Raw genomic sequence first — 14,237 nt, 5'->3', positions numbered from 1 at the left:
TGTCACGCGTCCGTGTCACGCGTCCTCGCGCTGGGAAAGCGGCCTTGCCACATCCTCCAGGGAGCGACCTTCGGCCGCGAAGCCCAGCTTCCATTCCGTTCCGGCCGCGATCAGCATCAGCGTGGCGCCAAGCAGATACCCCCACATGATGTCGGTCCGCTCGCCGCCCTCGATCAGCGCGCCGAACAGGGTGGGCCCGATCACGCCGCCGACCAGCGTGCCAAAGGCATAGAACAGCGCGATTCCCATGGCCCGCATCTCCAGCGGGAAGCTCTCCCCCACGGTCAGGTAGGCGGCCGAGGCAGCCGCCGAGGCGAAGAAGAAGATCACCGTCCAGGCCGCCGTCTGCTCCCAGGCCGAAAGCCAGCCCTGGGCGAAGGCGAAGCCGGTCACGGCCATCAGGATGCCCGCCACCCCATAGGTGAGGGTGATCATGATCCGCCGGCCGATCGTGTCGAAGAAATGCCCGAGGATGAGCGGCCCCATGAGGTTGCCGATCGCGAAGGGCAGCATGAACCAGCCGATATGGGCGGAGGGGATGTCGTAGAAGCGCGTCAGCACCAGCGCATAGGTGAAGAACACCGCATTGTAGCAGAAGGCCTGACAGGCCATGAGCACGATGCCAAGCGTGGAGCGCTGCGGATAGACACGGAACATCGTCCGCGCCACCTCCCCCAGCGTTGTGTGGGTGCGCGGGTCGATGGTGATGGGCCGGCCCTGCACCGGTGGCAGGGGTCCCTTTTCCCGCTCCACCCAGGCCTCGATGTCGCGGACGATCCGCTCCGCCTCCTCCCGCCTCCCATGCGTCATCAACCAGCGCGGGCTCTCCGGGATGAAGCGACGGAGGAAAAGGACTGAGATGGAAAGCGCGCCGCCAACGGCGAAGGCCAAGCGCCAGCCCAGTTCCGGGTCGATCACCACCGGGTCGAGCAGCACCAGGGAGGAAGCCGCGCCCAGCGCAGCGCCGCCCCAGAAAGTACCGTTCACCGCCAGGTCGGTCGTGCCGCGCCGCCGTGCCGGGATCAGCTCCTGGATGGCGGAGTTCACGGCCGAATACTCGCCCCCGATCCCGGCGCCGGTGAGGAAGCGGAAGAAGGCGAAGGACCAGAAATCCCAGGAGAAGCCCGTGGCGATGGTCGCGACGAGATAGACAAGCACCGTGATGGTGAAGAGCTTCTTCCGGCCCAGCCGGTCCGTCAGCCAGCCGAAGAAGAGCGCGCCAGAGACGGCACCGAGGAGATAGGCCGAAGCCGTCATCCCCACCTGCGTCTCGGTCAGCTGCAGCCGGGGGCTTTCCTTGATCGCCCCGGCCAGGGAACCGACCAGCGTCACCTCCAGCCCATCCAGCACCCAGGTCACGCCCAGGGCCAGCACAACCAGCCAGTGGAATCGCCCCCAGGGCAGCCGGTCCAACCGGTTCGGCACATCGGTGCTGAAGCGCGCAGCCAAGACCTTCCCTCCCGATCAGCTTCGGGAGCGGAACCCTCGGCGGGCCGGAAGGTTCCAGGCCGGCAGCCCTGGCCCGCTCAGGCCGGGGGGTGCGCCAGCTCCAGCGCCAGCTCGGCGAAGGCCCAGTCCAGCCAGGGCAGCAGGGCCTTGATGTCGGCGGTTTCCACCGTGGCACCGCCCCAGATCCGCAGCCCCGGAGGCGCATCGCGATAGGCGGCGATGTCGAGGGCCACGCCTTCCTCCTCCAAGATCGAGGCCAGCCGCTTCGCCGCGCTCGCCTGGCTCGCCGGATCCATGGCGACGAACCAGGGCACGGTGATCTTCAGGCAGATGGAGGTGCAGGAGCGCGTCGCCGGATCCTCGGCCAGGAAATCGGCCCAGCCGCTGGAGGCCACCCAATCGGCCACCGCCGCCAGATTCGCCTCAGACCGCGCGACCAGCGCATCCAGCCCGCCGATCGACTCCGCCCAGCGCAGCCCATCCAGCGCATCCTCCACGCAAAGCATGGAGGGCGTGTTGATCGTATCGCCCTCGAAGATGCCCTCGGTCAGCTTCCCCCCCTTGGTCAGGCGGAAGATCTTGGGCAGGGGGCGGCCGGCGTCGAAGGCCTCCAGCCGCGCCACGGCGCGCGGCGACAGCGCGAGCATCCCATGCGCCGCCTCCCCGCCCAGCACCTTCTGCCAGGACCAGGTGACGACATCGAGCCTGTCCCAGGGCAGCCGCATCGCGAAGGCAGCCGAGGTCGCATCACAGATGGCCAGCCCCTGGCGTTCCGCGGCGATGAAATCCGCATGGGGCAGCCGCACCCCCGATGTCGTGCCGTTCCAGACAAAGACCGCGTCCCGGTCCGGCGCCACGGGATCCAGCGCGGGCAGGCGGCCATAGGGCGCCTCGCGGATGCGTGCATCCTCCAGGCGAAGCTGGGTCACGATGTCCGTCGCCCACTCCTTGGAGAAGCTCTCCCAGACCAGCACATCCACGCCGCGCTGCCCGAGGACGGACCACAGCACCATCTCGACCGCGCCGGTATCGGATGCCGGCACGACGCCGAGGCGCCAATCCCGCGGCATCCTCAGCACCGATTTCGACAGGGCGATCACCTCCGCGATCCGCGCCTTCGGCTCCCTGGCCCGGTGGCTCCGCCCGAGCATCGCACCTTCGAGCGCGGCCAGGGACCAGCCCGGGCGCTTCGCGCAGGGGCCGGACGAGAAATGCGGGTTGGCCGGGCGCCGCTGCGGCCGGGCCCGGTTCAGGTCGGTGGTTGCAACGGCCATGGCCCATCTCTCGGCAAGGCTCGCGCCGCTGATCCGGCGGATACCAAGGCGGCCCTAGACCCCGCCCACCGCCCCGGTCAAGCGAACCCCTCCGCCGGGCAGCCGCAACTCGCGCCGCGCCCCTCCGTTGCGCCGGGGATGCGACATGACACCGCGACATTGCTGATCCTGCTGGCGGTCATCGCGCTGCTTGGCTGGCTGGCGCCGGGCTTTGTCCTCATCGTCTTCGCCGGTTGCCTCCTCGCCGTCGCGCTCCGCGCGGCCGGCGTGCCGCTGGCCCGCTATTTCGGAATGGCGCCCCACTGGGGCGTCATGATCGTCGCGCTCATTTCGGGCATCATCATCGGGCTGCTGGTCTGGGTCGGCTTCGCCACCATCGCCGACCAGGCGCGGCAATTCGTGCGCGCCGCGCCGCAGGTGCTCCAAGGCATCGCGAACATGCTGGAAGGGCTGCCCGGAGGAGACTGGTTGCAGCACCAGACCTCGCCGGAGGCGCTGCAGCCCAGCGCGGAGCAGGCGGCGAATGTCGCGCTCCGCAGCTTCTGGGGAACGCTGGGCGCCCTGGGCAACCTCGTACTGGTGCTGCTGCTCGGCATCTATATCGGCGCGGACCCGACCCTCTATCGCCGGGGGGCCCTGGCCCTGGTCGCGCCGGGCATGCGGCCGCGAGGGGAGGCCACGCTGAACGCCATGGCCCATGCGCTGCGCGGCTGGCTGCTGGGGCAGATGTTCGCCATGGTGGTCACCGGCACCCTGACCTTCCTCGGCCTCTGGGTGCTCGGCGTGCCACTGGCCGGCTTCCTTTCGATCCTCACCGCGATATTCGGCTTCATCCCCTATATCGGGCCGGTCATCGGCGCCCTTCCGGCCATGCTGATCGCGGCCTCGGAGGATCCCTCCCTGGTGCCCTGGGTCGCCGGGCTGTTCCTCGTGATCCAGAACATCGAGGGGAATGTCCTCACCCCGATGGTGCAGAAGCAGTCCTCCGACGTGCCGCCGGCCCTGCTGCTCGGGGCCCAGGCCCTGTTCGGCACCGGCCTCGGCTTCCTAGGCGTGCTGCTTGCCGCCCCCGTCGCGGCGGCCGGCCTCGCCGCCATCCGCGTGGCCTATGTGGAGGGCTGGGTCGAGGACCCGGCCGATGCGGACCAGAAGCGGCTTATCCGGCCCTTCTGACGTCCTGCCTCAGGCCAGCGCGGCGATCCGCGCCGGATCCAGCGTCACCCCATGATCCAGCGGGCCATGGCCCCGCCCATATCCCGGCGCGGCGCGGATCGCGGCCGCCACATAGGCCCGCGCGCGCAGCACCGCATCCCGCAGCCCCATGCCCTGCGCCAGCCCCGTGGCGATGGCGGAAGCCAGGGTGCAGCCGGTGCCATGGGTGTGCCGCGTCTCGATCCGCGGGCTCTCGAACACCTCCACCCCATCCTCGGTGGCCAGCACGTCGCGCAGCACCGGCCCTTCGCCATGGCCGCCCTTCAGCAGCACGGCGGGCACGCCGAGCGTCATCAGCAGCTCCGCGGCATGGACCATGGCATCGGTATCCGGGATGGCCATGCCGGACAGCACCTCGGCCTCGGGCAGGTTCGGCGTCAGGATCGTGGCCAGGGGCATCAGGCGACGCTTCAGCGTCTCCACCGCCTCAGGCGCCAGGAGCGGCGCGCCGCCCTTGGCCACCATCACCGGATCCGCCACCAAGCGCACGCCGGAACCCGCCAGGGCATCGCAAACCGTGTCGATGGTCGCCGCATCGGCCAGCATGCCGGTCTTGATGCAGTCCGCCCCGATATCGTCCAGCGACATGCGGATCTGCAGGCGCAGGAAGTCCAGCGGCACGGGGTGCACGGCGCGCACGCCCTGCGTGTCCTGCGCCGTGAGCGCGGTGATGGCGGTGGCGGCATAGCCGCCGAGTGCCGTCACCGCCTTGATGTCGGCCTGAATGCCCGCGCCGCCGCCGGAATCGGATCCGGCGATGATCAGCACGCGTCCCTTCATTCGGCCGCAGCCCGCGCCGGGGCGGCCGAGGCCGCGCGGATCACCTCCGCGAGGCTCGCCGTCAGGGACTCCACCAGGGCGTCCTCCTCCGCCTCCACCATCACGCGGATCAGCGGCTCGGTCCCGCTCGGTCGGATCAGCACGCGCCCGCGCGAACCCAGCTCCGCCTCCGCCGCGGCGATCGCCTCCGCCACGCGCGGATCCTTCAGCGGCGCCCCGCCGGAATGGCGGACATTCACCAGCTTTTGCGGCAGGGGCACGAAGCGGCGCAGCACCTCGCTTGCCGGCCGCCGCTCCTCCACCAGCACGGACAGCACCTGCAGCGCCGCCACCAGCCCATCACCGGTCGTGCCATGATCCGAGAGGATCACGTGCCCGGACTGCTCGCCGCCCAGATTGCAGCCCAGCTCCCGCATCGTCTCGCCCACATAGCGGTCCCCCACCTTCGTCCGGTGAAGCGTGAGGCCCTTCTTCTGAAGGAAGCGTTCCAGGCCGAGATTGGACATCACGGTGGCCACCACCGCATTCCCGCGCAGCTTGCCCTCCGCCGCCCAGGACGAGGCGATGAGGGCAAGGATCTGGTCCCCATCCACCACCACGCCGCTCTCATCCACCAGCACCAGCCGGTCCGCATCGCCATCCAGCGCGATGCCGAGATCGGCCCGGCGCTCCCGCACCAGCCCGGCCAGCATGGTGGGCGCGGTGCTGCCGCAGCCATCATTGATGTTGAAGCCATCCGGCGCCACGCCCACGGGCACCACCTCGGCCCCGAGTTCCCACAGCACGGTCGGCGCCACCTTGTACGCCGCACCATGGGCGCAATCGACGACGATCCGCAGCCCTTCCAGGCTCCGCCCGCGGGGGAAGCTGGACTTCACTGCTTCGATGTAGCGGCCCGGGGCGTCCTCCAGGCGGGAGGCACGGCCCAGCCGGCCCGGCGCGGCGAGGGCGGAGGCGAGATCCCCGCCCATCAGCGCCTCGATCGCCGCCTCCTGCGCATCGGAAAGCTTCAGCCCATCCGGCCCGAAAAGCTTGATCCCGTTATCCTCATAGGGATTGTGGGACGCGCTGATCATCACGCCGAGATCGGCGCGGAGGCTACGGGTGAGCAGCGCGATGGCCGGCGTCGGCAGCGGGCCGACGAGCACCACGTCCATCCCCGCGCCCACGAAGCCGGCGGTCAGCGCCGGCTCCAGCATATAGCCGGAAAGCCGCGTGTCCTTGCCGATCACCACGCGATGGCGGTGCTGGCCGCGGTTGAAGTAGCGGCCCGCCGCCTGGCCCAGGCGCAACGCCGTTGCGGCATCCATCGGCGTGCGGTTGGCCACGCCGCGGATCCCATCCGTGCCGAAGAGGCGCCTTACGCCATCGCTCATTCTGGACCCTTCCGCAGATTGCCGCTTTTCTACCCGAGTCCGGCGCCGCGTGGCAGGGTGGCCACTCACGCCTCCAGCCCCTGCGGCAGCCCGGCCACGGAGGCGCGCCAGAGCCGGAGCGCCGCGACCGTCTCAGCCACGTCATGCACCCGCAGCATCGCCACGCCCCGGGCGGCCGCGGCCACGGCGACGCCAATGCTCCCGGCCATCCGGTCCCGCGGGGAGGAGGCACCGGAGAGCGTGCCGATGAAACGCTTGCGCGAGGCCCCGACGAGCACGGGGCAGCCGAGGCCGAGCAGGACCGGCAGGCGGTCCAGCAGCTCCAGATTGTGCTCCATCGTCTTGCCGAAGCCGATTCCAGGATCCACGGCGATGCGGTGGCGCGGGACGCCCGCCGCCTCGCAGGCCGCGATGCGCTCCGCCAGGAAGGCGGCCACCTCCACGGCGACGTCGGCGTATTCGGCGTGCTGCTGCATGGTGGCTGGATCGGTGCCGGGCATGTGCATCAGAACCACCGGGCAGCCCGCCTCCGCCACCACGGCCAGGGACTCAGGGTCGTGGCGCAGGGCGGTCACGTCGTTCACCACCTCCGCCCCGGCGTCGAGCGCGGCGCGCATGGTGGCGGCGTGGCGGGTATCGACGCTGACGGGCGCGTCCTTCGCGATCTCCCGGATCACGGGCAGGATCCGGGCGATCTCCGTCTCCGGGTCCACGGGCGGGGCGCCGGGGCGGGTGCTTTCCCCGCCCACATCGATCATGTCCGCCCCGGCCTCCAGCATGGCATGGGCGGCCATCAGCGCCGCGCGAGGGTCGAAGTGGCGGCCGCCGTCCGAAAAGCTGTCAGGGGTGACGTTCAGCACACCCATGACCAAGGGGCGCCCGAGGCTGCCGGCATCGGGGAGCCCCGCGAAGGGCTGGGGCGGGCGGGTCAGTGCCAGCACGGCCTCCTGCCAGTCCTCCGGCGTCTCCACCGCGGGCATGAGGCCGAGCACGCGCCCATTCTCGATCAGGCGGACCAGGGTAAAGGCCGCGGCCCCGCCCTCCAGCGGCAGGGCGGCGCCGGCGGCGACGGCGGCAAAGGCGCCGCGCCCGTGCAGCAGCCCCATCGGTTCGACCCAGCGCGCCATGGACCCTCCCCTCGCCCGGCTCCTGGCATCCCCGGACGGAAACGGGGGCCGCTGAGGGCCCCCGTCTCATTCAAGCGTCTTGTCGCACCCCGCGCCAGGGGGCCGCCCGGATTATCAGGCGCCGGAGGGGGCAGGCTGCATCCCGCCGGTGTCGGGCCTCGGATTGGGCCGCCCGGAGGTGGGAACGCTGCCGCGCCCGGAATTCACCGGCTCATCCGGCCGGTCCCGCACGATCGGGTCGCCCCGAAGCACCTGCCGGATCTCGTCGCCCGAAAGCGTCTCGTATTCCAGCAGCCCCTTGGCCAGGGCATGCAGGTCCTCGATCCGCTCGGTCAGCGTCTTCTTGGCCCGCTGGTAGGCGGAGTCGATGATCGAACGGATCTCGCTGTCGATCGCCCGCGCCGTCTCCTCGGAGATGTTCTTGGACTGGGTCACGGAGTGGCCCAGGAACACCTCCTGGTCGTTGGAGCCATAGGCGATCATGCCGAGCTTCTCGCTCATGCCCCACTCGGTCACCATCCGCCGGGCCAGGTCGGTCGCCATCTTGATGTCGCCGGAGGCGCCATTGGAGACCTTGTCTTCCCCGAAGATGATCTCCTCGGCGACGCGGCCGCCCATGGCCATGGCCAGCTCGGCCTTCATCTTGGACTTGTGCTTGGAGTAGCGGTCGCCCTCCGGCAGGGACATCACCAGGCCCAGCGCGCGGCCGCGCGGGATGATGGTGGCCTTGTGGACGGGGTCGCACTCCTCCTCGCTGATCGCGACCAGGGCATGGCCAGCCTCGTGATAGGCGGTCATCCGCTTCTCGGCCTCGCTCATGACCAGCGAGCGGCGCTCGCTGCCCATCAGCACCTTGTCCTTGGCGGCCTCGAACTCATGCATGCCCACGGTGCGGCGCCCGCTGCGGGCGGCCAGCAGCGCGGCCTCGTTCACGAGGTTGGCCAGATCGGCGCCCGAGAAGCCGGGCGTGCCGCGCGCGATCACCTTCGGGTCCACGTCGGAGGCCAGCGGCACCTTCCGCATGTGCACGCGCAGGATCTTCTCCCGCCCGTTCACGTCGGGGTTGGGCACCACCACCTGGCGATCGAAGCGGCCGGGGCGCAGCAGCGCGGGGTCCAGCACGTCCGGCCGGTTGGTGGCCGCGATGATGATCACACCCTCGTTGGACTCGAAGCCGTCCATCTCCACGAGCATCTGGTTCAGCGTCTGCTCGCGCTCGTCATTGCCGCCGCCCAGGCCGGCGCCGCGATGGCGGCCCACGGCGTCGATCTCGTCGATGAAGATGATGCAGGGGGCGTTCTTCTTGCCCTGCTCGAACATGTCGCGCACGCGGCTGGCGCCGACGCCCACGAACATCTCGACGAAGTCGGAACCCGAGATGGTGAAGAAGGGAACATTCGCCTCACCCGCCACCGAACGGGCGAGCAGCGTCTTGCCGGTGCCGGGAGGACCGACCAGCAGCACGCCCTTGGGGATCTTGCCGCCGAGGCGCTGGAACTTCTGGGGATCGCGCAGGAACTCGACGATCTCCTCCAGCTCGCCCTTGGCCTCCTCGATGCCGGCCACGTCCTCGAAGGTGACGCGGCCCTGCTTCTCGGTCAGCAGCTTCGCCTTGGACTTGCCGAAGCCCATGGCCCTTCCGCCGCCGCCCTGCATCTGGCGCATGAAGAAGACCCAGACGCCGATCAGCAGCAGCATCGGGAACCAGGAGATGAGGATCTGGAAGAGCGGGTTCACGTCGCTCTCCTCGGGCCGCGCGACGACGCGCACGCCCTTCTCCGTCAGCCTCTGAACCAGCTGCGGGTCCTCGGGGGTGTAGGTGCTGAAGGTGCGCCCATCCTGCAGAGAGCCGGAGACGATCCGCCCCTGGATGGTGGCATCCCGCACATGCCCCTGCTGGACCTCGTTCAGGAAGTCCGAATAGGCGACCTGCATGCCCCGGCTGGACTGGCCACCCGAGGGCTGGAACAGGTTGAACAGCGCCACGAGCAGCAGGGCGACAATCACCCAGAGCGCGAGATTGCGGCCAAAATTGTTCACTTGACGGTCCCGATCCTTTGGCCGGCCCTGCCGGCTCAGAGAACAAGATAGGGAGCCCCAGCCAGTCAGGGAACCACCGGCTGACATGGCTTTCACGCGATTGGCCCCGAAACGGGGCAGAATTCCAGCCGGGCCCCGCCATCCAGGGCCGGAACGGAAAGGATCCGCCCCTCCGCATCCCGGATCGCGGGCAGTCCCGCGGCGACAATCGCCGGAAGCGTGCCGCGTGGCCCGCCCGGGCCCAGCGCCCCGATCCAGCCTCCCTGCGGTGCCGCCACCACCCGCCAGCGCCCGTCCCACAGCGCACCGGGGCAGGCCGGAACGGGCGGCGCGCACCGGGCGGCCTCACGGCACAGGACCGCCCCGCGCCACACCACGCCCGCCAGGCTCCCCCCGCCTCGCCCCAGCATGGCGCCGACCGCGGCGCGCGGGGGTGGGTGGCGGCGGCCGCCGAGGCTGCGAAGCAGTGCCGATAGGGCGGCATGCGCCACCTGGTCCGTCCCCAGCGCCGCGCGGTCCGGCCGGATCCATCCCGCATCCTCGAAGCAGGCCGCGGCGGCAAGGCGTTCGGCCACGGCATGGCGCATCCGGTCCCGCCGCAGGGCGAAAGCGCCCGCCGCCTCGGCCAGGGCGGCCACCTCCGGGCCACCGGGCGCACCGAGCACCCGCCGCAGCCTGGCCCGGACGAAGCGCGGATCCTCGTTCGAAGGATCCCGGACGGGCACCAGCCCTCGGGCGGCGAGAAAGGCCTCGATCCGGTCGGGGCAGACGCCGAGCAGCGGGCGCAGGACCAGCACACCGCCTTCGGGCCGGGCCATGGCCATGCCGGCCAGCCCCGCCTCGCCCGAGCCGCGCAATGCGCGGAAGACCAGGGTCTCCGCCTGGTCGGCCCGGTGATGGCCGAGCAGGAGCCAGGGCGCCCCGGCCTCCTCCGCCGCCGCGGCGAGGGCAGCAAGCCGTGCCGCCCTTGCCCGCTCATGCAGGCCCCCGCCCGCCGGCAGCCTCAGCGCCAGGAGCCGCGCCGGGATGCCGAGGCTGGCGAGCCGCGCGACGACGCCCTCCGCCTCCGCGCGGCTTCCGGCGCGAAGGCCATGATCGGCGACAAGGGCGAGCACCCGCCCACCCGGCCCCGCTGCCCATTCCGCCGCGAGAACCGCCAGGGCCAGGCTGTGCGGCCCGCCAGAAACACCAATCGCCAGGGCCGGCGCCCGGCCGAAGGGCCCCAGCCCGGCCATGGCGGCCGCGAAATCCTCGCCCAGCCCCGGCGAAGGGGCCAGCGTCTCCGTCAGCGGCAGCCCGCGCGCTGGCGCGCCTGGTTCGCTTCCTGGGTCAGCTCGGATGAGAGGCGGGGGAACTTGCCCCGCATCTCGTCCAGCGTGGCGCAGGCCTCGCGCTTGGCGTTGAAGCCGTTGAAGGCGGTTGCCAGCCCGATCAGGGCTTCCGGCGCGCGGCTGGAGGTCTGCGCCTTCCGGAAAGCGTCGTCATAGGCCAGGGCGGCATTCTGGAAGTCGCGCTTGCCCATCAGGGAGTCGCCCAGGAGGATGCCGGCATCCTGTGCCCGGGGCGTGTTGCGCGCCGCCAGCACCTCACGGGCCGCGGCCTCGGCGGCGGTGAAGTCACGCCGGCGAAGCGCGGCCTGCCCCTCCCGCAGCGCCACCTCGGGCGTGCGCGGCGGCGGGGTGCTGGGCTGCCCGGCGGGCGGCGGCGGGGCGGGCGAGTTCGCCGGCGGGTTCAGCGCGCCCTGCTGCTGCCCGCCCGTGGGTCGCCCCGCCGAGGGGGTACCCCCTGGCGCCGCGCCGGCCGGGGCAGCGCCCCGGCTCTCCAGCGCGTTGAAACGGTATTCGATGTCGCCCTGCAGCTTCTCCAGCTGCTGCTGCAGGGTGCGGTTGGCGTATTCGGCCTGCTCGGCCCGGCCGCGCTGGCGGCGAACCTCCTCCTCCAGCGTGCCCACGCGCTCCAGCAGCTGGGAGATGATTTCCCCGCCGCCCACCGGCACGCCGCCGCGGCCGGGTGGCGGCAGCTGCGGGGCCATCGGCACGGGACCGCTCCGCCGCAGCAGCTCCAACTCCTGGCGGAGCTGCAGGATCTGGTTCTGCAGATAGAGGCCTTCGCGGCTTTCAGGCTGGGCGAAGGCGCTGCCGCCCGGCACAAGCCCGGCCAGGGCGGCACCCGCCAGGAGCATGGCGCCCCAGGACACGGTGCGCTGCATCTTGGTTCGAGACCCGGTTCTCAGCATCCCACCCCCTCGCGGCGCGCATCGGGCGCCCCTGCCGGACCGTACCGCGCCGGCCCTGCGTTACCGCCCGGAGGGCGGCGGAACCCGGCGCTGCCGAAGCGCGCCGGGCCATGCCATCAGCCCTGGCTGATCAGCGCACCACCGTCACGGCGCGGCGGTTCTGCGCCCAGGACGCCTCGTCCGAGCCGAGGGCCGCCGGGCGGTCCTTGCCATAGGAGATCGTCTGCACGCGCTGGCCGGACACGCCGTTCGCCACCAGCAGGTCGCGCGCGGAATTGGCGCGGCGCTGGCCGAGGGCGAGGTTGTACTCGCGGGTGCCGCGCTCGTCGGCATGGCCTTCCACCAGCACCGCAACCTGCGGGTAGCGGGCGAGCCAGGCGGCCTGCCGCTCCAGCGTCCCACGGCCATCGCCGCGAACCTGGCTGCTGTCCGTGTCGAAGAAGACGCGGTCGCCGACATTGGCCACCAGGTCTTCCTGGCTGCCGGGACGCACCGCGCCCAGGCCAGCGGAGCCGGCCAGGCCGCCGGAGCCGCCCGCGCCCGTGGCCGCGGCATTCGTGGCCTCGTCGGACGAGCAGGCCGCCAGCAGGGCGAGGGCGCCGAGCGCGCCAAGGATCTTCATGTTCACTTATCGGTTCTCCTTCGATCAGGTTTCCGGGATTGGCGTTTCAGTCGAGAAGCGGCGACCAGGACGGATCCGTCGCATCCGTCGGGGTCACGATCTGCCTCTCGTTGAATCCTGCGATGTCGATCTGGGCAAGGCGGGCGGAATAGCCCTGGCCGCGGGAGCCGCTCGCCCGGGTCTCGCGGTAGAAGGCCAGCACGCGGCCATTCGGGGCGAAGGTCGGCGCTTCCATCCCCCAGCCCTCGGTCAGGATACGCTCGCCCGAGCCGTCCGGCCGCATCACGCCGATGCCGAATTGCCCGCCGGAGATGCGCGTGAAGGCGATGAGGTCGCCGCGCGGGGACCAGACCGGCGTGGCATAGCGGCCGCGCCCGAAGGAGATGCGCCGCGCCGCCCCGCCGCCCGCGCTCATGACATAGAGCTGCTGGTCACCGCCGCGGTCGGAGTTGAACACGATCTGCGAGCCATCCGGGGAATAGCAGGGCGACACGTCCAGCCCCCCGCCCGAGGTCAGCTGGCGCGACCCGCGCGAGCCGACATCCACCGCGTAGATGTTCGCATCACCGCCCTGGGCATAGGACAGCACGACCGTCCGCCCATCCGGCGAGAAGCGCGGCGAGAGGGTCATGCCCGGGAACTGGCCCAGCACCTCCTGGCGGCCGCTGTTCATGTCGAACAGGTACACGCGCGGCTGGTTCTGGAAGTAGGACATGAACACGATCTGCTGCGCGTTCGGATGGAAGCGCGGCGACAGCACCTGGAAGGAGCCATCCGTCAGGAAGCGGTTGTTCTCGCCATCCTGGTCCATGACGGCAAGGCGGCGGGTGCGCCGGTCGCGCGGGCCGCTTTCCGCCACATAGACGATGCGCGTGTCGAAATAGCCCTTCTCGCCCAGCAGCCGCTCATAGATCACGTCCGAGATCAGGTGCGCGATGCGGCGCCACTGCGCGGCCGGTGCCGTGAAGGCGGTGCCCTGGATCTGCTGCTCGGGCAGCACGTCCCACAGGCGGAACTCCACCCGCAGCCGCCCGCCCTGGTCCTCCACGCGGCCGGTCACCAGCGCGTTCGCGCCGATCACGCGCCAGTCCTGGAAGCGCGGCGTGGCCGCGGCGGCCTCGGCGCTCTGGATGAAGGCGGCGTTGTCCACCGGGCGGAACAGGCCGGAATTGCGGAGATTGGCCTGGATCACGCGGGAGATGTCGGCCCCGCGCCCTCCGCCGGCCAGGGCCGGCACGGCGATCGGGATCGGGTCCGTCCGCGCGCGGGTGATGTCGATCACGGCGCCCGGGGCGCTGCCCTGGGCGCGCGCGGTCGCCGGCACGGTGAGCAGCGCGGCGCCACCCAGGATCAGGCCACGCCGGTGGGTCGTCATCATGGATGCAAAACCTCGGAGTTGCGGGACGGGGAAAGAGCCGAAGCGGCGCGCGGACGCAACCCGCCCGGATGCCGAATGGCACCGTTCCGGCGAGAGTTGATCGGTGCGCCGCCCCGGTTCAACGCGTCAGACCACGCGGATTGAAACGGAACGTGGCGTTGTTGATCGCCGCCAGCTTGTCCCGCGGGAAAGGCAGGGGCGAGCATTTCGGGTCCATCAGCGCGCGGCGCGCGGCCTCGAACACCGCGCGGGCCCGCGGCTCGGTCGGGATGCTGCCGGCCGGGCGCACCACGCGCACCACGCCATTCGCATCCGCCTCCACCCGCAGCTCCACAATGATGCTCGCCAGGTCCGGCGCGCCGGCATCGACGGACCAGCACTCGCTGATCTTGTCGGCCACGCCCCGGATCTCGCCGGAGGTGAGCGCGGCCGTGCCGGTGGGCGCGCCACCGCCACGGCTGGGGGCGGCCGGCGCGGGATTCGCGCGGGCGGTCGGGGCCTGGTTCTGCGCCTGGGCGGCGCGCAGCCGTTCCAGCGTGTTCTGCACGGAATTGCTGCGCTCGGCCGGGTTCTGCACGGGCGGCGTCTGGCCCGTGCCCGGGCGGTTGTTGCTCTCCCGCGCGGGCGGCACGGGCGGCTGGTTCGGCACGGGGTTCGGGCGCGCGGGCGCGGGCGGCGCCGGCGGAGAGGCGGCGGCCTGCTGCTGCGGCGGGGTCGGCGCCGGGCGCGGCGGCGTCGGCGGC

General features: G+C 71.5%; 11 protein-coding genes and 1 pseudogene. 1 reads left to right on the top strand and 11 read right to left on the bottom strand.

Annotated features, from left to right (window positions below):
- Window positions 1–15 precede the first annotated feature (15 nt).
- Window positions 16–1,449, bottom strand: coding sequence for an MFS transporter (locus tag J8J14_RS02125; protein WP_209377796.1), 1,434 nt, complete (start codon window positions 1,447–1,449; stop codon window positions 16–18).
- A 77-nt stretch (window positions 1,450–1,526) separates the two neighbouring features.
- Entirely contained in the window at window positions 1,527–2,723 is a 1,197-nt protein-coding gene (locus J8J14_RS02120) for a phosphoserine transaminase (RefSeq protein WP_209377795.1), read from the bottom strand.
- A gap of 138 nt (window positions 2,724–2,861) precedes the next feature.
- Between J8J14_RS02120 and J8J14_RS02115 the strand changes: the two genes are divergently transcribed.
- Window positions 2,862–3,896: an AI-2E family transporter gene (locus J8J14_RS02115; RefSeq protein ID WP_209377794.1), complete on the top strand. Its 1,035-nt coding sequence runs from the start codon at window positions 2,862–2,864 to the stop codon at window positions 3,894–3,896.
- Between the two features lie 9 nt (window positions 3,897–3,905).
- Here J8J14_RS02115 and thiD read toward each other — a convergent pair whose 3' ends face one another.
- The 9 genes and pseudogenes from thiD to J8J14_RS02070 form a co-directional block, all read right to left on the bottom strand.
- Window positions 3,906–4,715, bottom strand: coding sequence for a bifunctional hydroxymethylpyrimidine kinase/phosphomethylpyrimidine kinase (thiD, locus tag J8J14_RS02110; RefSeq protein WP_209377793.1), 810 nt, complete (start codon window positions 4,713–4,715; stop codon window positions 3,906–3,908).
- Window positions 4,712–6,091: a phosphoglucosamine mutase gene (gene glmM, locus J8J14_RS02105; protein ID WP_209377792.1), complete on the bottom strand. Its 1,380-nt coding sequence runs from the start codon at window positions 6,089–6,091 to the stop codon at window positions 4,712–4,714. Before glmM ends, thiD begins: the two co-directional genes overlap by 4 nt.
- Before the next feature lie 65 nt (window positions 6,092–6,156).
- Window positions 6,157–7,218: a dihydropteroate synthase gene (folP, locus tag J8J14_RS02100; RefSeq protein ID WP_209377791.1), complete on the bottom strand. Its 1,062-nt coding sequence runs from the start codon at window positions 7,216–7,218 to the stop codon at window positions 6,157–6,159.
- 114 nt (window positions 7,219–7,332) lie between these two features.
- The gene (ftsH, locus tag J8J14_RS02095; protein WP_209377790.1) at window positions 7,333–9,258 is read right to left on the bottom strand and encodes an ATP-dependent zinc metalloprotease FtsH; all 1,926 of its coding nucleotides are present in this window, start codon (window positions 9,256–9,258) and stop codon (window positions 7,333–7,335) included.
- A 92-nt stretch (window positions 9,259–9,350) separates the two neighbouring features.
- Window positions 9,351–10,493, bottom strand: coding sequence for a tRNA lysidine(34) synthetase TilS (tilS, locus tag J8J14_RS02090; RefSeq protein WP_209377789.1), 1,143 nt, complete (start codon window positions 10,491–10,493; stop codon window positions 9,351–9,353).
- A gap of 50 nt (window positions 10,494–10,543) precedes the next feature.
- Entirely contained in the window at window positions 10,544–11,467 is a 924-nt protein-coding gene (locus tag J8J14_RS02085; RefSeq protein ID WP_245215297.1) for a tetratricopeptide repeat protein, read from the bottom strand.
- Window positions 11,468–11,624: 157 nt separating this feature from the next.
- Window positions 11,625–12,122 (bottom strand): peptidoglycan-associated lipoprotein Pal, encoded by a 498-nt coding sequence (gene pal / locus J8J14_RS02080; protein WP_209377788.1) that lies wholly within the window; start codon window positions 12,120–12,122, stop codon window positions 11,625–11,627.
- A 40-nt stretch (window positions 12,123–12,162) separates the two neighbouring features.
- On the bottom strand, window positions 12,163–13,494 hold the full coding sequence (tolB, locus tag J8J14_RS02075; protein WP_209377787.1) for a Tol-Pal system beta propeller repeat protein TolB: 1,332 nt from the start codon (window positions 13,492–13,494) through the stop codon (window positions 12,163–12,165).
- Window positions 13,495–13,612: 118 nt separating this feature from the next.
- Window positions 13,613–14,237: pseudogene (locus tag J8J14_RS02070) on the bottom strand (hypothetical protein); the annotation flags it as partial.

It is taken from the genome of Pararoseomonas baculiformis (assembly GCF_017813395.1).
Taxonomy (GTDB): domain Bacteria; phylum Pseudomonadota; class Alphaproteobacteria; order Acetobacterales; family Acetobacteraceae; genus Roseomonas; species Roseomonas baculiformis.
Note: the sequence above shows the minus strand (reverse complement) of the source record. Positions and strands in the feature narration are given on the sequence as shown.